This window comes from Acidithrix ferrooxidans (assembly GCF_000949295.1).
GTDB lineage: Bacteria > Actinomycetota > Acidimicrobiia > Acidimicrobiales > Acidimicrobiaceae > Acidithrix > Acidithrix ferrooxidans.
Genome location: NZ_JXYS01000114.1, coordinates 1 through 16,282, shown reverse-complemented (window position 1 = coordinate 16,282; position 16,282 = coordinate 1). Strand labels below are relative to the sequence as shown.

The window sequence follows — 16,282 nt, the reverse complement described above, 5'->3', positions numbered from 1 at the left end:
AGGGGGATTGAGATAGATCCCAGTTATGTCGCGGACCTTTTCGGTAAAGGCCGGATCGGTACTGATGTTGAAGTATCCCAAGACATGGGGCTTGAGGCCAAAGGTTCTCCAGATACGTGAGATGCTCGCTGGTGATACCCCGATCCGCTTGGACATTGAAGACGTCGACCACTGGGGTAGCAAGCTGGGGGCGTCTTCTTCCAAAGTGATCCTTAGAATCTCGGCGATCTTTTCGTCATCAATGCTTCTCGGTTTTCCACTTCTCGGTGCGTCATCGAGAAGTTCCACTCCGTAGTTGATAAAACGCCGCTTCCATTTGCATACCGTCTCTGTAGATATCTGAAGTCTTTGCGCGATCTCGTTGGTGTCCAACCCCTTCGTTACTCCATAGGGCAATGCTGGCCCTTGCCACCTGTCCTATGGGAGCTGTGGACTTTCTTACCACTGCTTCTAATTCGCTACGTTCTTTGGGACTGAGCGGAACCACCGAAGCTTGTCGTCCAGATCTCTTCTTGGGCGGCTTGCTCTGGTTGGCATCAATGTTTGGCTCCTCTGAAACGGTGTGACTTTGCATCGTTCTCCCTTGCAAGGTTATGTCCTTACCAAGGAGAACAACCTTAGAAGGGATTAATTCCTCAGTTTCAGGGAAATTATGAGAGGGGACAAGAGCATTGGATGATGCTCGCGCTGCGGCGCAACTCCTAATGAGATCTCTAGAATCGGGCGTAAAGAAACTAGTATCATCAGCCTGTGAGCCGTCGACGATAGGTTGATGGAGAGATCTATCGTCTTTGATTTCGGGGATTCCAAATGCTGATTTCTGCCCTTGGCGAAATTGATCACTTGATCTTGCCATTTATCTGCGCAATTGAATTAGATGGATCTAGCGCTTGGGATAATGCTAGAAATTGCTAATTCTGCGAGGGTATCCTATCGGGGCGTTGGATGCTTTGGGATGCCGGAATCTCTTGTTGAAGTGTCACCTTTATTCTTAGTGGCCCAATCGTGGCTTTGTTGAATTCCATCTAAACATAAAAGCCTTTCGTCTATTTTTATCTTTAAAGCCGTGTGCTATTAAGGCCCTTCGAAATTTGGATATTCGAGGAGCTAGGGTCTTCGTGGGCTATCACTGAAAGGTACGTCGTTGTTCCCTTGAATCTGATGCCGATTTTTACTTTTAAAATCGGCCTTCATCTGCATTTTAGTTAGTAGAGCCCATTGATGTGCAAACGAGTTTGCTTAGTTACTTTTATTACTCAGTCTGCTCCAAGAGTAAATGATGTGGGATCTAGGATCACTGTTTGGCTGGTGTCTGTCAAAATGTTAGCTCTGATGGTGAATTTAGAGCGGGAAACTCGACATCGACTCGGACCAGGTAAATCTACCGATTCATCGAAACCAACGAGTTGTCGCCAACGAGATCGAATACAACTGTATAGAAGTTATCAAAAAGAGGTCGGTGGGTAAGGCGCCTTAGGAAAATCATTGGTTTGACCCACGTCGAGCCATGCTAAAGAAGCGTTCTTTAATGGCGATGATAAAAATCAACGATAAGGAGCAGCTTACATGCGGTCATATTCTGGCTAATTGGATTATTTAAGTCACAGAAGACTTGGTCTCTATAAAGAGTTGTATTTTCTTAGATTGGATTGAAGTACACTCCAACTTTACGGCCATTAGCTCAGCGAAGATCAAACTAAATCAAACACGACTTAAGCCGATATAAAGATTTACAGCTCATTTTGCTTGGAAGGTGGTTTCATGGTGCGACTTTTGACAAGGAGTACTACCAGGAGGGCTGCGTCAAGGGCGCAATTGGGTCGAATTAAATTCGAAAGCCCAGAGGCTGTGGTGGTCCAGGTCTCCTCGTTAGCATCGGCACTCGGAATCCATGTTGTAGATATATGGGGAATAATAGATAGCCTTGCGACTAAACTCGAGGAGCAGACTAGTTATTTTCATAATATTGGTGAAGTCGCCAACGATGTTGTTCTTTCTAACGAGAGAGTCTCTGAGCTTGCTCAGAAGACTAAAGTCGTAGCCCAAGATGTTGATAACCTTTTAGAGTCTTCAAAAGGCACAGTCGATAGTTCGCTATCTGAAATACGATCTTTAGCCGCTTGGGTATCGAACACCAGTGACGAACTAGTAGAGCTCGGAGTAGAACTTCAATCTGTAGCTAGCGTTGCCGCCAGCATCGATCAAATAGCTCAACAAACGCATATCTTGGCTCTTAATGCCCGAATTGAAGCCGTGCGTTCCGGAGTCCATGGAGTGTCGTTCGCTGTAATTGCAAATTCAATTAGAGACTTAGCAGATCAGACCATTTCGATGGCTGGTTCTATAGGCGAGAAGTTATCTGGGTTGACAGAGCGGGTTAATAGCCTCGATCGCAGCGCCCAAAAGGCTCGCCATGGGGCAAGTAATACTGAGACAGGAACTAACTCCATATCGGGAGTTATCACCGGTGCAGCTAGCGCCGTCTCAGAGGTAGATCGGGACGCTAGTGAAATGGCAAGTGCGGCCCAAGATTCCAGTGGCCAGATGGCGCAATTCAATAGTTCTCTGTCCATGCTCATTGAAGGAGTTGAAAGCAGCTCGAGGGAGTTAGTTCTAGCTAAAACTAAGAGTTCAGACCTTCTAGACGCCGTTGAGGTACTGTTGCAGAAGGCGAATGCCTCGGCGATCGATACGGTGGACACCCCCTTTATTAAGCTGGCGATAGATACAGCAGCGGATTTGTCGCGTCTCTTAGAGAATGCTATCGCGAGCGGAAGGATCAGTGAGGATGAGGTCTTTGATGATGACTATGTTCCAATAGCTGGCAGCAACCCTCCTCAGTACCTAACTAAATTTGTTCGCTTGACGGATGAGTTATTTGTTGCGCCCCAGGAGAGAGCCTTGGAAATGGATGCGCGCATAGCGTATTGTGCAGCGTCAGATCGGAATGGATTCGGGCCAACCCATAATCTAAAATTCTCAAAACCCCAAGGACCTGATCCAATCTGGAACGCTGCTAACTGCAGGAATCGATTAATGTATAAAGATCGTACGGGACTTTCAGTGGCTAAGAACCAGGATTTGGTGCACTTGCAGACCTATAGACGACATATGGGAGGTGGCCAATATGTTTTGATGAAGGACGTGTCATCTCCCATATGGGTGAATGGATTGCACTGGGGCGGATTACGTATTGGATATACGGCATAGATTTATGCTTTGCTGACTCAATTTATACAATGGTTACGGATTGGTTCTCCCATCCTCACACCTGGGGCCTTATGTTATCCTATTGATGCTCTATGCTCGCTTTTAGATCTTACTCATCATACGTAGCCCTCTTTATGCCACTGGTTTCGATGCGAGTTATCGTCTCGCATAGCTCAGTATTCAACACCTAGCCGGGCAGCTTCTTTCATGGATTAAGGAATGAAAAAGTTAGATTGGCAGTGGCGGGTCATTTGAACGGAAGCGTTGCAGTTGACCTAACAATCGTCAGTCGCTTGCGTTAGCTAGGTGGCAGGGGTAGCTTCGATGATAATTTAACACCTAAGTGAAGTAATTTGCCTACGATGACTCGCGAATTATTCATCAAGAGTCACCTATCGACAACTGCCCGGTCTAGCGAAATGAGCACTAAATAAATAAGGAGATGCGCACGTTAATTAGTGACAGTGGTACACTTTGGGGGTCTCACTTAAAGCCGAATCCAGGACTTCGGAGTTGCAGGGTGCTCTCTCCGTTAGAATTTACATCGGGCTTTTCCAGGCGCTAGTATTTCGGCGTGGAAACAGCAAGACCAATTAGCCATACGAATTCTCCAACTAGGAGTCCTGAAAAAATTGCCGCGAAGGTCGCGGTCGTTGACACCGAGACCACGGGCCTCTATAGGGACGATCGTATCGTTGAGGTTGGTATCGTTCTTCTGGATTCGCAAACCTGTGAGATTTTCGATGAATTTGAGACATTGGTAAATCCGGGTCGTGATGTTGGGCCAACTAGGATTCACGGAATCACGGCTTCCATGGTTGCGGCAGCACCCTCGTTTGATGAGATCGTCTATGAAGTCGCCGATCGCCTCAACGGATATATACTATCGGCGCACAACCTTGCCTTCGACCAAAGAATGATTGATTCTGAATTCACTCGGGCAGGAGCAATATTCGAGCCTGGAAGGGGCCTTTGCACACTTTCACTGTCGAGGATGAGACTCGACTTGGCCTGCCAAGAGTATGGGATTCCACTAAAAAGTGCACACAGAGCACTAGATGATGCTCGTGCTGCGGCGCAACTCCTAATGAGATCTTTGGAATCGGGTGCAAATAAATTACTATCATCAGCCTGTGAGCCGGCAACCATAAGCCTTGGTCATCTTCATAAGCCAACATATGGCCTGGCGATAACCCGTGACGACGTTGCGCAGGTAACCGAAGTAGTTCGCTTGCAAGAGGCGCACCGTCTTGAAATTGTCTGTGATGATCCGACCTTACTACCTTATTTAGATTTGCTCGGCCTAGCACTAGACGATCTTGTTCTAACTGAACAAGAGGTACGCGAGTTGAACAATGAAGCTCTTAGTCTCGGGCTTAGTCCCAATCAGATTAGCCTTGCTCACGAGCAAGCTTTCACTTCACTGATGGCTGATGTCGGCTCTGGAAATTCTGCGACAGAGATACAGTTAATGAAGGTTCTGGCTCCTCGTCTTGGAATCAACGATCGAAGCATGTTCGCAACTCATATGAGTAAACTAAGTGCGGAGTTGACGCCGACGGTTTGTTTCACTGGAGACATCTTCATAAAGGGTCACTTTGTGGAACGTTCAAAGTTGGAACAGTTAGCTTTAGCTGCAGGTTGGAGGGTTGACGGCACTGTTACCAAGAAGCGGTGCACGTTGTTAGTGGGAGATGTCAACTCCCAGTCTTCGAAGATGGAAAAAGCTCGACAGTTAGGGATCAAAATTGCTAGCGGTGATCAGTTCGCTGGCCTAATTGGCCTTTAGCTATTTTCCCCGCATGTAACGATGCTATTCGCCGCCCCATTGACCTTTTTTCTTGGTCCCGAAGAGTGATCTGACAGGAACTTATTGCTTTAGAAGTGGGGCTGTGGCCCCGTTCTCAATGCGAGGGCTCTCTCCTAGGGGTATTTACCCTAGGGTCTTTTCAATCGCAAGGTAAGAGTAAGGTAGACCCTGACAATCCTCGCCATTAGGAGAAGATTCTAGAAAATGGAATTGAACCGTTTGTTTTGCGACCCTTTTCTGCCTTGTTCACGATGGCGATGAGCCCATTAGCTCTAACCCTACTTTAATGTATGCAAGAGTTGTAAAGTTGCAAAGTCCAGTTGTTTTGTAGTGTCTGTTCTCTCTTGCGGTGCTGGCTAAAGGTTCAAGGTCTTGGCGATTGCCGCGCTTATTTAACTCTTTTGAAACGCTAGCTTCTTCGACATTGATTATGGCTTCGGCTACGAGTTGAATTCTGGCTAGCTGAGATGAACCTGCTTTATCGTATGGATGGCCGATCTTTTAATAAATCGGGTGTAGCTGGATGACGTCTCATTGAGTCACGCTGACAGTGCGGATTCAAAATTGGTGATTATTGGTCTCATTAAGCCAAAAAGCCTTGCTGTATAAGAAAACTAGGATTCGACAAAACTACTTAGGCATGTTCTGGCCGTAAACATTATGAAGGCCAAGACCAAAGATTGGTAGGACCTCGGAATTGATACAAAAGCAATTTCGAGTGCATTCTAAGAATGAAAGGTAGTACCTTTGATATGAAGAAACCATAGTGAAGGTAGATAAACGATGGCAATAAAAGTTCTTTTCGAATTTAAACTCAATGAAAATGCAATCGACCAAGGAAAAAAGAAACTCAGTGAAATCCTCGTTGATACCAGGGCTTTTGATGGTTGCGTGAGTGTCGAGGTAGTTGCCGATCTCAAGGATGCCACTCATTATGTGCTGCTAGAGACCTGGCGATCCAAAGAGCACTATTTTGCCTATGGAAAATGGAGAGCTGGAGATGGAGCCACGGATTTGGGAACGTTTTTCTCCGCTCCTCCGGCGATTTCGCTCTTTGAAATCACTGATATTTAGTATTTGAAGGTACCGCTCGGCTACACCTGCGAGCCGAGCGAGTGCCAAGGGCAGATCAGTAGATTCAAGCCGCTAGTTATGAAGAGATAGCTACAAAGATAGCCAAGGCAGTTGACTCTCTCGCAGATTCGGCTCAGTGCTGTTCAGCGCTTTGGATATCTTTTACCGTAGAACTGTGTTCATGAAGGGCGTGTAAGGCTGCTTGATCGCTCTCGATAAGCGAGCGGATCCAGCGCTCAGATTCGGTGACGTGTATTGTTGATGCGGCCGATGCTAGCGTGGGATTTCTTTCGGCCAACGCTTCAACTATTCTACGGTGTTGCTCGAGGGTAAACGACTGAACTCCCCCTAGATAGATTCCGCACCATATCCTTGCGCGAAGCGCTTTCGTGGATAGACCGCGCATGAGTGCACATAGGGTCATATTGCCGGTAACGGCCATTATTTGTTCGTGAAAGTCAAAGTCAATGACGATTAGTTCCTCAACGTTATTCGCCTTGTACATAAGTTCGAGGCTGTGGCGAAGATTTGAGACTTGTTCTTCATTTATTTTGAGGGCCGCGTAAGCTGTCGCGACAGGTTCAAAGAGTCGTCGCACTTCAAATATCTCTATAAGAGAGTCTCCTTGAGCTAGGTCAACTCCTAACCCAAGGCCACTCATCAGAACTTCTGGCCCTAGACCCGAAACATAAGTTCCACTTCCTTTGCGAACCTCAAGAACGCGCAGCTGTACTAAGGCGCTGGTCGCCTCACGTAGGGAACTTCTAGAGAGGCCAAACTTAGCTGCGAGTTCGTTCTCTGACGGTGGTCGCTGGCCTGGACAGAATTCCCCGTTGGCGATCAGCCCCATAATCTTCTCGATTGTCTTTACGGATACGTTCATATAGATGTCTCTCTCTGCCGGGCCCTTTACAGCCTCCACATGGCAATGGAGATAATCAGCAAAAGGACCTCTCGTAGATGAACTACCCGATACCTTTTGGTACCTCCTCATGAAGCGGGCCGTCATAGTTGAAATAGTGCGTACTCCATTTGCAAAGGCCCGCGAAGGCGGTGCACTCGAGGGTATCCATCCAGTAGACCTGCTAGCAACCTGTCTTGAAGCAATAGTTGATCCAAGTGGTATTCAATCCAATTTGATCGACGACGTAATAGTTGGGTGTTCTCTACCAGCGGCTGAGCAGTCCGGCAATATCGCGAGAAATGCGGTACTAGCCGCGGATATTCTGAGGATGTCCCCACAGTCTCTATCGATCGTAAATGCGGTTCATTCCAACAAGCGATACACTTTGCAGCACAAGGAGTAATGGCTGGCGCTTATGACGCGGCAGTGGCCGGGGGCGTAGAGATGATGGGACTTTTGCCTATGAAGGCGAACCGGATGGGAAAAGACGAAAAGGGTCCGCGCTTTCAAACGCGTTATCCGGCCGGACTTATCCCCCAGGGTGTTTCAGCCGAGCTCATAGCTTCTAGATTTGAAATCTCGCGCGATCAGTTGGATGAGTACTCTCTACGGTCGCATCTCCTGGCTCAAAGTGCCATCACCGAAGGATCTAAACTACAAGATATTATCCAAATTGAAAATCAAGGACGTGTAGTCCAAAAGGACGAGGGAATTCGTCCCAATTCGACCCTGGAAGCATTGTTATCGCTTCGCCCAGCCTTCTATACACCTGAGATGGCAGAGCGGTTCCCCGAGATCTCTTGGTGTCTCACCGCCGGTAACTCTTCGCAGATCTCAGATGGAGCAGGGGCTGCATTGATAGCAAGCGAAGCCTTTGCTAAAGAAAATGGCCTCATCGTAAAAGGATATTTGACTAGTTTTTCCGTTGTGGGCGATGATCTCATCATGATGCTGACTGGAGTGATACCAGCTACTCAAAAACTCTTGAAACGGGCAGGTCTGGAGATAAAAGATATCAATCTTTTTGAGGTTAACGAGGCATTTGCCTCGGTGGTTCTTGCTTATCAAAAGAAGTTAGATCTTCCTCTCGACTCTCTCAATGTCAGTGGTGGAGCGATTGCTTATGGCCATCCTGTGGGTGCATCAGGAGTTCGTCTTTTCGCTCAGCTGATAGATGACCTTACTCGACGCGGCGGAGGAAGAGGGGTTGTAACAATGTGTGAAAGTGGAGGAATGGCAAATGCAACTTTGGTTGAGGCGTTAGGTAAATGATCGACTTTGGACGATATGGAGCGTTAAATAATGCTTGAGGGTGCTTTCAACTTTCGGGACTTGGGAGGAATCACAACCTCCGACGGCAGACAAATTGTTTCCGGTCAACTTTTTCGTAGCGATAGCTTGCAGGAGCTAACCGACAACGATGTCAAGATTGTCAGCGAGGATCTTAAAGTGCGATGCGTTCTCGATCTCCGTTCGACTCAAGAGGCAGTATCGGAAGGTCGAGGTTTACTTGGGCGGCGACCATTATGTTATGTCAACCTTCCACTCATCGATGTGGATAGCCCTCACGGTGAACCTGGGGAATTGACCGTAAATCAATACCTCGATCACTTGGAGTCAGATGAGAATTTGTTTTGGCTATAAACCTATTAGGTTCGCTGGTTTAACATCCAACTGTGGTTCACTGCGCGGCAGGTAAGGATCGAACTGGTGTCCTTGTAGCCCTGGTACTCTTTCTGATAGGCGTACCGGAAGAGGCAGCTGCGCTCGATTATTTGAAGACTGCGGAAAATATGGATCGAGTAGTTCAACGATTTAGGACTTGGCCGCGCTATGCCAATAATATGGAGAATCTCCCTGAGGAGATAGATAGGTGTGAGCCCAGAACGATCGAGACTTTCCTAAGAGTGCTAAATTCTCGCTATGGTGGAGCACATGAGTGGGTACTACAAAAGGGTGTCTCTGTGGATGCGATAGAGCAGCTCGGCGCTAGCCACTCTGTTGGGTTTTACCTTTCCGATTTTCTCATTGTTTTTTTAGAGAGCGAAAGCTGCCTATTTTGCAGTTATGATCGTTGGCAGTACACCTGAATGTTGGGTAATTCATCGACTGTGCAATTTTGATAGGTCTTCAGACTTAATTTGACAATCAATTAGGCGACCTGAGGAGGACAACATCTGTTTAACAGCTGGTAGGACTTCTAGGGGTACACAAATTAGGTTGCTGTAAGCCTTGGCCGAGTTTCGAAGCCTCCTGTAACTCTGAATTTTTTGATCTTTAGTTGAGTGAATGCAAAGGTTTGCGCTAATTATGGACGCGATGAAAGCTTGGTTTGGGATTTTGGGACATTGTCAATCGGGAAAGCGGTGACTGTCAGTATGGATTGCACGTTTGTCCTATTCTTCGGCTGAAGGTCTTTTATACCTTAGGGTCATAAGACGTTATTGCTCGATTAACAGCAAGACCAATAACGATATCACTATCGTTGCGCAACGGACAATTAAAGAACGGAACGGTTATCTCTATGGTATAGGACCTGAGCAGTAATCGCAACTACAGTTTAACTTTCCACCGTTAAATCTGAAGACCCAGAAACCTGGATGCGGTTAGATCTCAGTTATCGAAGCTCGTCTTACCAACAAGACGTAGTAGCAGAAGAATCCGACAAACGGCTGCACTCGGTAATACGGAGATAGACGAGCTTTCATCGCCATGTAATTGTTAAAAAATGCTTTTTCATCTTTAGATCGCCAGCAATGGATAATGCTGTGCGAGTGGGCGAAAAGACGCCATCCCAACAGGGGAGCCAAATAGATAAAGAAGATGCACATCATAATCGTCGCCAACCAGATTTGGGTCTCATGTTGCGGAGCCTCTTAGGCGGGTGTCAGACCGTCCTCGCAACTGGTGGTGCCACGGACCAGCTGCGGTCTCGATTCACGCTTGTCATCTCTCGTTCGAACGTGATAGCCGAGAGACTGCTCATAGTTATTGGACAGTCTTGATTCGATCAACTATTAGACACGGGACAACCTCATCCTCGCACAGGTGATAGCTAGCGCAGATGCGGTGGTAGCCGTCGGCGACCCAGAGCGGCGCACCTCGCACCAGTAGTACGGGGGAGAGTTTCTCGCCGGACTTCACCTTGTCCAGATCCTTTTCCACTTCGTGGTCATCGGCGCCCAAACAGGGCAGGCCGCTGGCCCGAAGGAGGTCCTTTGCCGCAAAGTGGTCGATCTGCGAGCTCGCTTTTAATGCCTTTACGATTTTCTTTGCTTCGCGGGGATCGGTCAAGAGAGACAAATAGTTGAGTGCTGCTGGATAGTCCTTGTCCTCTGGCTCTTCCTTCCAGTTCTCTGTTTTCATATGGTCCTCCTATTTTTCGGGCAAATCGGTGATAAGTTCACCCTGAAGTGAGCTGAGACCTGCGTTGTATGGACACTGTATTTGGAATCACGGGGAATTCTTCAGATTCGATCACCGAAATTCCCTAGGGCGACCAACCTGCGACGTGGATTTAAAGAAGTTTATTGAAAACAGCTTAACGGATCCAATGTCTAGAGTCAACTAGTTCCCCTAAAAGTCTCTCTACCAGATGCTCAATCAACCTCTAAAGGCGTAACGAAGCGCTATTTGCCACCGTCCAAGCCCCGGCATGGTAGATGTTTCGATTAATAATTAGTTGTTTATCGGTGACCTGTAGAAGGTCGGCGTCCGAGGAGAAGATGCGGCAGAGTAGTCAAAGGAGGTCCGCTGCGGTTATGAGTGATCCTCCCTGCTCTAGCACGGCCCGACAAACTGGCGAGGAAGCGCTTCTCTGAAGCGCGTACCACCTCTGGAGAGCGCTCGAGTTTGTGCTACTCTGCGAATTAGCCCCGGTTGGATCTGCTTGCAAGCAGAAGTCATCCACAACGACACAACCGATGGCTGCGATCAAGTCGACCTAGAGAGAGCAGGCATCGCGACCAACGTGGTCCGACTCGCTAGGTTCTTGGTAACGCCGAGTTTATTCCCGACCCTCAGCGCAACTGGCGAGGGATAACGAGCGTCGACGAATGTAAGGCTGTTGTGAAGTTCGGCCTGCTCTTCGACCTCGACTCCGCGCCAGGCGGTTTAGTAGTTAGCTTCGACGAGTGCGATCAACTTGAAGCGCTGAACTCGCAATTTGCGACTTATGGCCCAGGGCGACCAGATTGGAAGAGTCAGATTCCGTTCGAAAAGCATCGGTGATTAATTCGGGCTTGGAGTGCAGAACCAATTTAGTGTCGGCGTATTCAATTAGTCCGGCAGTCATGAGCTTCCAATATCGAACTTCTTCGAGCAGGAGACAAGATTGATCCAATGGAGTGCAGTGTCGTGATAGACCGCTCAACGAGCGATTAAATTGATCGTCTCAAGTGCGTTCGTCTGAATCTCTAATAGTCAGTGGCGTGGCCGTCAAGGTGTTATGGCGAATTTTGCGGCTAGAAGTTGAAATTTGATACTGAAACGGTACCATAGGGATATGGCTTTGACCCTTAGAACAGATGCAATTCTTGAGCATGCGCTCACCGCACTCTCGGAACTCGAAGGAATCTCTCGTCAGGAGGTGATCCGTCGGGCAGTGCTCGACCGCCTTGAGAGGAATGGTCATCGTGCACGAGTTGATGAGTCGACGGAGCGCTTGTTGGCACGTTGGAGCGACGTCTTGGAGCGACTTGGTTCATCGTGAGTTTGAATACCTCGAGCTTGAGGAACTCTTCATGATGATTAGAAGGCTCGATATTGGCCCGATTCGTGATGTGGGATTGTTGGACTCGGCAATAAATAGGCCACGTTCTCGGTTTCATGGCGAGGAAGCATATGCAACTTTTAGTTTCAAGGCAGCTGCACTCCTTCAATCCATAACAAAGAATCATGCCCTAACAGATGGTAACAAACGTCTCGCATGGCTCAGCACTGTAGTTTTTTGCGATCTGAACGGCTACGCACCCTAACTTGGTGACGACGATGCATTCAAGCTTGTCTATGAAATTGCAAGTTCAAGATTTGACGTTGAAGAAATTTCCCAACGACTTAGTCTCAAGCCACTGATCTAAAAGTTACATTCACCAACAATCTATCGATGTGTCTAAACACATGAGCCCATGTCGGAGCCTTGTAGGTCGGCCGCCCAAGGCACGTTCGCATAGCTTAACGCGTGAAAATGTGGGCAGAAATGTGGGCAAGACAGGATAGCCGAGACAGGGAGAACCGGTTCCTTCAAGCATCCAATGCCTAAGATAAGCCATTAGCTAAGCGTTGAATGTATCGGATTACTTTGGTTGTCTCGTCAGGGCCACCTTGATCGATCCACATTATGACGCCACAATCTCGGGAGGCGCTTCTGCCCGGGATGATTCACAGGACAGTAGACGGCCCCTTGAGCCCGGTGTACCCGTGTGCTTGAGTCCGGGAGAGATGGACGTCGTCTCTGCGATAGCGTGCATTCGGTAGGACTCGGTCGGCGTTGACAGGGTCCCGAAGCTTGATTAGTCAGCAATCGCGTTTGAAGATCGATGATTTGCTCAATCCTGCGCATTCATGCATCGATGCTATCGAGGGAGTTGGCCGAGTTGTCTTCGAGGTCGGCGATGGCGTTGGGAGTCGTAGAATTAGGAGCCTTTACTCCAAGTGGGATCCGACGTTTGTCTGCAAGACCAACCATGAGCAGATGAATGGCGCATATTCCTGCGAAACTTGCCACCCATTCTCGCTGAAATGTGCCACCCCTTAAGAGGGCGTAGAATGGACTCAGGAACAATGGATCCCAGAAGGCCTTGGGCGCAATCTATCGGTGATCCAAAACCAACCCACCGAAGGTGCCACACGCCCAATAGGCGAGAACCGAAAGGGTACTGCGCCCACGCACGCAAGTCAGGAGCCCCAGAGCAATCCGGCCCATGGCCTCTTCGTCAAATAAACGTAATGCCTTTTTTTAACCCTTGGTACTTGCTAAAATGTCTGGGGAAGAGTACAATTAATATTATCACTCCAGAACCTCGGTGATTTCTACCGAGGAGGACGGCATGAGTGAAAATACAATAATTCCCGACGACGGGTCATTAGACGCTGCCGAAAGCATGATTCAAAGCCAGTGGAACCAGTTCGTACATCCCGTTCTTTCGGTCGACTGGGGATCGTTGCCTACATTCCTAGCCCCCACTCCACCGAGTTCGACCGACCAAACCGACTCTCCGCGTCAAAGCAGGGCACGACGCTTTCGGATCCGTAGAAAAAACGGTCGGGACGGCCAGTTGAAACCCCCAGTGTAGAGCAATGCCCTTGGCCGATAGTGATCTCACTCGTGGAACCCATGGTCGGCCCGCTTCGCCTTACTTTATGAGCAGATTCAGACCCTCCGTTGGGCAGTTCGAAGCGCCGGTGAGGTGGTGGTTGAGGATTTCGGTCCTCCAACCCAAGAGCGTCCTGTCCAAAGTGACGATCTCCGGCACCTCCTCGACAAGACAGTCGGCGATCGTCTTGTCGAGGAGAGTGGCGGCGGTTGGGGGATTTGTCGCTATCATAATGTCCCCATTGAACTGCCTTTCTAGCTCAGCAAACCATCGTTGCGATGGTTTGCTGAGCTAGATGACCGTTTCAACCTGTCTCACAAGTGTCATCCACATCTCTCTTCAGAGACATTCATGATAACCGTGACGGCAAGATTACGACCACGCCTGTCTTCTTCATTGGATTGGTAGGTTTATTTGATGAATGTCGTTCTCTTTGAGTAGTTCAAAACGCTTACCGCTTGAAGTGGCCAAAACAGGAGATGCTGATAAACCAGCCAAGGCGATGTTCATTTTGACTCCGGCTTTGAGGCACGTCACTTCTAGAGAGCTATTCCTGATAATCTGTCAGTCTTTGAGTACGACGTTATATGGTTCTGAATCGTCCACTTTCTCTGGGTAGGATCACAGAAGGCAAAGGAGCTACAGTCATGGTTTACAGAAGTCCTAATGCGCTGGAGCAAGCACTCATCGAGCGTTTTTGCAACATGAGGAGACTCCCTCGATGGAGCCAGCAGCTATTGAGAATCTCGTGACGGGCACGGTCGCGTTGAGAGGTCATCGTGTCTACTGAACGTCTAATCGATATCTTCACTCTCATGGCAAACCACGAGAGTGAAGATCCCCATGGCTCGTCACTCTGTTCCGTCGCGAAAGAGATAACCGAACTGAGTGGCGCCGGCATTTCCATTACTTCGGAGGACGGCGGCCAAGAACAACTTTGCGCGAGCAATGACGTAGCGCAAGGTTTATTGGACCTCGAGATGACTTTCAATGAGGGACCGGGACACGATGCGAGCCAGAACGGCACGGCCAGCGAAGTCTCTGACCTCATGGGCGAAGGCGGGCAGCGTTGGACGTTCTATTCGCCCGAGGCGGTCAAGCTCGGAGCTCGAGCGGTCTTTGGCTTCCCCATCCATATTGGGGCAGTTGTCTTTGGCGCCTTGAGTCTGTACCGCGACAGCACGGGGCCGCTCAGCGAGGAGCAGTCCTCAAGTGCCTATCTCATGGCTTCGGTCATCGGCCGCGCTGTTCTGGTGATGCAAACCGGTGTCCCCAGAGGCGCCATCGCCAACGAACTCCAGGGCCAGTCCACCTTTGATTTCTCCGTGCACCAAGCCTCGGGGATACTTTCGGTGCAGGCTAAGCTTTCGGTGAAAGACGCCCTGATCATGCTTCGCGCACACGCGTTTGCTGTGGATATATCTCCATCCGAACTCGCGCATCGAATCATCGACCGTGGCACTCGGTTTGACTTTCAGTCTAGGGTCTGGCTAGAAACAGACCCGAAAAACAGGGAATACGAGGAATATGGGAATTAGTGTAGAGGCATCCGGTAGTTCATCCTCAAGGGTCGCCGACCGTTCTTGGGGGAACCCAGCAAGACGAGGGAATTATGAGTAGAGAATCACTGATAGTCAGCACGCTGGTCGAGTTGGCCGACAATCTCGTTGACAGCTTCGACATCATCAACATTCTCACGACCCTGAGTGATCGCTGCGTCGAAGCCTTGGAGGTGGACGCCGCTGGGGTCTTGCTGGCTTCACCCGGTGGAGAACTGCAGTTCGTAGCTTCCTCGAGCGAATCGATGCGCGTGCTTGAGCTCTTCCAGATCCAAACGAATGAAGGTCCGTGCATGGACTGCTACCGGAGCGGTGTAGCCGTAGTGAATGTGGCCCTCAGCGAGGCGAACGGACGTTGGCCGCTCTTTGCACCGCGAGCAATCAAGCACGGCTTCCACTCGGTGCACAGCCTTCCCCTTCGACTGCGGGGACGTACCATTGGCGCTCTCAATCTCTTTCGAACATTGCAGGGACCGATGGAAGACGGAGACATTGCCGCCGCGCAAGGCCTCGCTCACGTGGCGACCATCGCCATCCTTCAACACCGCGCGATGCTCGACGCCACCTCGCTCAATGAGCAACTCGATCACGCTCTCACCAGTCGCATAGTCATCGAACAAGCGAAGGGCATCATTGCCGAAGCGACGCAGTGCAGAATGGACCAAGCGTTTGGGCGACTCCGTGCTCATTCACGCAATCACAACGAAGGTATCACTTTGGTCGCCTCGGCCATCGTGGCGGGAACGCTTCAAGCGAATGATTTGGAGTACACATTCGGTGATCCCGTCAAACAAGCGGTGCTGTAGACACTCGATGATGGCGTAAGGTTGGGGTAGCTGGCCTATCCTCTGTGGCCTAGGGTGGCTGGACACGGCGCTTTAATTGTGATAGTTATAGTTACGTGGCAAAAACAGTGCGCCAATACGACAACGAGCGGATCGTTTCGCTGGAGGCCGAGAACGTCGTCCTTAGGTCCGAGCGTGACGAGTTGTCTGCCAAAGTGGATGCACTCACAGCCAAGATCGTCGAGCTAACCAAACAGGCTTTCGGGCGTCGCTCCGAACGGGCGAAGATGGCTCAGGATGTGAACGCAGAACCAATAGGCGCCTTGGAAGAAAGTAGCGACCCTGAGCCTGATGAGGTGCCAAGGCGCAAGAGAGGTCAACAACTCGGGCACCGCGGCCATGGTCGACGCAGCTATGACCACCTACCACGCGTACAACAGATCCATGAGCCCGATTCCAAGCTGTTGGTCTGTGGGAGCTGTGGTGCGCCTTATGCGCCTTTCGGAGAGGAACGCTGCGAGGAGATCGACGTCGAGGTGATAGTCCGGGTCATCGACCATATCCGTCCGACGTACCGGAGAGGATGTAACTGCAAGGCGACCAAGGGGGTCGTAGCGTGGCGCACC

The 16,282-nt window shown here is 49.5% G+C and carries 18 protein-coding genes and 1 pseudogene; 12 read left to right on the top strand and 7 right to left on the bottom strand.

What is annotated here, in order from left to right; genetic code table 11:
- The coding region (locus tag AXFE_RS18740; protein ID WP_235347880.1) for a helix-turn-helix domain-containing protein at positions 1–372 on the bottom strand (372 nt) is incomplete at its 3' end.
- A complete protein-coding gene (locus AXFE_RS20165; protein ID WP_052606938.1) occupies positions 272–856 on the bottom strand; it encodes a hypothetical protein in 585 nt (194 codons plus the stop codon). The genes AXFE_RS18740 and AXFE_RS20165, both read right to left, overlap by 101 nt.
- Positions 857–1,773: 917 nt before the next feature.
- Between AXFE_RS20165 and AXFE_RS15980 the strand changes: the two genes are divergently transcribed.
- From AXFE_RS15980 to AXFE_RS15970, 3 genes are all read left to right on the top strand, one after another.
- On the top strand, positions 1,774–3,210 hold the full coding sequence (locus tag AXFE_RS15980; protein WP_160291905.1) for a methyl-accepting chemotaxis protein: 1,437 nt from the start codon (positions 1,774–1,776) through the stop codon (positions 3,208–3,210).
- Between the two features lie 574 nt (positions 3,211–3,784).
- A complete protein-coding gene (locus AXFE_RS15975; RefSeq protein WP_052606936.1) occupies positions 3,785–4,999 on the top strand; it encodes an exonuclease domain-containing protein in 1,215 nt (404 codons plus the stop codon).
- 804 nt (positions 5,000–5,803) lie between these two features.
- The gene (locus AXFE_RS15970) at positions 5,804–6,094 is read left to right on the top strand and encodes a putative quinol monooxygenase (protein WP_052606935.1); all 291 of its coding nucleotides are present in this window, start codon (positions 5,804–5,806) and stop codon (positions 6,092–6,094) included.
- A gap of 133 nt (positions 6,095–6,227) precedes the next feature.
- Here AXFE_RS15970 and AXFE_RS19595 read toward each other — a convergent pair whose 3' ends face one another.
- Positions 6,228–6,977, bottom strand: coding sequence for a FadR/GntR family transcriptional regulator (locus AXFE_RS19595; RefSeq protein ID WP_160291904.1), 750 nt, complete (start codon positions 6,975–6,977; stop codon positions 6,228–6,230).
- Positions 6,978–7,086: 109 nt separating this feature from the next.
- Between AXFE_RS19595 and AXFE_RS15960 the strand changes: the two are divergent.
- The 3 genes and pseudogenes from AXFE_RS15960 (at position 7,087) to AXFE_RS21105 (ending at position 9,088) form a co-directional block, all read left to right on the top strand.
- A pseudogene (locus AXFE_RS15960) lies at positions 7,087–8,270 on the top strand (thiolase family protein).
- Positions 8,271–8,300: 30 nt separating this feature from the next.
- The gene (locus AXFE_RS21110; protein WP_052606933.1) at positions 8,301–8,642 is read left to right on the top strand and encodes a tyrosine-protein phosphatase; all 342 of its coding nucleotides are present in this window, start codon (positions 8,301–8,303) and stop codon (positions 8,640–8,642) included.
- Positions 8,643–8,674: 32 nt separating this feature from the next.
- A complete protein-coding gene (locus tag AXFE_RS21105) occupies positions 8,675–9,088 on the top strand; it encodes a tyrosine-protein phosphatase (RefSeq protein WP_052606932.1) in 414 nt (137 codons plus the stop codon).
- An 898-nt stretch (positions 9,089–9,986) separates the two neighbouring features.
- On the opposite strand, the gene AXFE_RS15940 is transcribed toward AXFE_RS21105, so the two are convergent.
- Positions 9,987–10,364 (bottom strand): hypothetical protein, encoded by a 378-nt coding sequence (locus AXFE_RS15940; protein ID WP_052606930.1) that lies wholly within the window; start codon positions 10,362–10,364, stop codon positions 9,987–9,989.
- A gap of 754 nt (positions 10,365–11,118) precedes the next feature.
- A complete protein-coding gene (locus tag AXFE_RS20160) occupies positions 11,119–11,292 on the bottom strand; it encodes a hypothetical protein (RefSeq protein WP_160291903.1) in 174 nt (57 codons plus the stop codon).
- A gap of 210 nt (positions 11,293–11,502) precedes the next feature.
- On the opposite strand from AXFE_RS20160, the gene AXFE_RS15935 reads away from it, so the two are divergent.
- Both AXFE_RS15935 and AXFE_RS20505 read left to right on the top strand, forming a co-directional pair.
- Positions 11,503–11,709, top strand: a complete 207-nt coding sequence (locus AXFE_RS15935) for a ribbon-helix-helix protein, CopG family (RefSeq protein WP_052606929.1) — start codon at positions 11,503–11,505, stop codon at positions 11,707–11,709.
- A 31-nt stretch (positions 11,710–11,740) separates the two neighbouring features.
- Entirely contained in the window at positions 11,741–11,974 is a 234-nt protein-coding gene (locus tag AXFE_RS20505) for a type II toxin-antitoxin system death-on-curing family toxin (RefSeq protein ID WP_201732517.1), read from the top strand.
- A 584-nt stretch (positions 11,975–12,558) separates the two neighbouring features.
- On the opposite strand, the gene AXFE_RS20155 is transcribed toward AXFE_RS20505, so the two are convergent.
- Positions 12,559–12,723, bottom strand: a complete 165-nt coding sequence (locus tag AXFE_RS20155; RefSeq protein WP_160291902.1) for a hypothetical protein — start codon at positions 12,721–12,723, stop codon at positions 12,559–12,561.
- 322 nt (positions 12,724–13,045) lie between these two features.
- On the opposite strand from AXFE_RS20155, the gene AXFE_RS19590 reads away from it, so the two are divergent.
- The gene (locus tag AXFE_RS19590; RefSeq protein ID WP_152626160.1) at positions 13,046–13,291 is read left to right on the top strand and encodes a hypothetical protein; all 246 of its coding nucleotides are present in this window, start codon (positions 13,046–13,048) and stop codon (positions 13,289–13,291) included.
- Positions 13,292–13,351: 60 nt separating this feature from the next.
- Here the strand turns inward: AXFE_RS19590 and AXFE_RS15925 are convergent, their stop codons facing one another.
- On the bottom strand, positions 13,352–13,543 hold the full coding sequence (locus tag AXFE_RS15925) for a transposase (RefSeq protein ID WP_052606928.1): 192 nt from the start codon (positions 13,541–13,543) through the stop codon (positions 13,352–13,354).
- A gap of 548 nt (positions 13,544–14,091) precedes the next feature.
- On the opposite strand from AXFE_RS15925, the gene AXFE_RS15920 reads away from it, so the two are divergent.
- The 3 genes from AXFE_RS15920 to AXFE_RS15910 all read left to right on the top strand — a co-directional run.
- On the top strand, positions 14,092–14,850 hold the full coding sequence (locus AXFE_RS15920) for a GAF and ANTAR domain-containing protein (protein WP_052606927.1): 759 nt from the start codon (positions 14,092–14,094) through the stop codon (positions 14,848–14,850).
- A 74-nt stretch (positions 14,851–14,924) separates the two neighbouring features.
- The gene (locus AXFE_RS15915) at positions 14,925–15,677 is read left to right on the top strand and encodes a GAF and ANTAR domain-containing protein (RefSeq protein ID WP_052606926.1); all 753 of its coding nucleotides are present in this window, start codon (positions 14,925–14,927) and stop codon (positions 15,675–15,677) included.
- Positions 15,678–15,772: 95 nt separating this feature from the next.
- Positions 15,773–16,282: IS66 family transposase (locus tag AXFE_RS15910; protein WP_455423343.1), on the top strand; the 510-nt coding region annotated here is incomplete at its 3' end.

What these genes read in the sequence shown, in the direction of transcription:
- AXFE_RS20505 (WP_201732517.1), top strand. Translation starts at nt 11,741, where the DNA reads ATGATGATTAGAAGGCTCGATATTGGCCCGATTCGTGATGTGGGATTG.
- AXFE_RS15970 (WP_052606935.1), top strand. Translation starts at nt 5,804, where the DNA reads ATGGCAATAAAAGTTCTTTTCGAATTTAAACTCAATGAAAATGCAATC.
- AXFE_RS20165 (WP_052606938.1), bottom strand. Translation starts at nt 856, where the DNA reads ATGGCAAGATCAAGTGATCAATTTCGCCAAGGGCAGAAATCAGCATTT.
- AXFE_RS15935 (WP_052606929.1), top strand. Translation starts at nt 11,503, where the DNA reads ATGGCTTTGACCCTTAGAACAGATGCAATTCTTGAGCATGCGCTCACC.
- AXFE_RS15915 (WP_052606926.1), top strand. Translation starts at nt 14,925, where the DNA reads ATGAGTAGAGAATCACTGATAGTCAGCACGCTGGTCGAGTTGGCCGAC.
- AXFE_RS19595 (WP_160291904.1), bottom strand. Translation starts at nt 6,977, where the DNA reads ATGAACGTATCCGTAAAGACAATCGAGAAGATTATGGGGCTGATCGCC.
- AXFE_RS19590 (WP_152626160.1), top strand. Translation starts at nt 13,046, where the DNA reads ATGAGTGAAAATACAATAATTCCCGACGACGGGTCATTAGACGCTGCC.
- AXFE_RS20160 (WP_160291903.1), bottom strand. Translation starts at nt 11,292, where the DNA reads ATGACTGCCGGACTAATTGAATACGCCGACACTAAATTGGTTCTGCAC.
- AXFE_RS15940 (WP_052606930.1), bottom strand. Translation starts at nt 10,364, where the DNA reads ATGAAAACAGAGAACTGGAAGGAAGAGCCAGAGGACAAGGACTATCCA.
- AXFE_RS21110 (WP_052606933.1), top strand. Translation starts at nt 8,301, where the DNA reads ATGCTTGAGGGTGCTTTCAACTTTCGGGACTTGGGAGGAATCACAACC.
- AXFE_RS15925 (WP_052606928.1), bottom strand. Translation starts at nt 13,543, where the DNA reads ATGATAGCGACAAATCCCCCAACCGCCGCCACTCTCCTCGACAAGACG.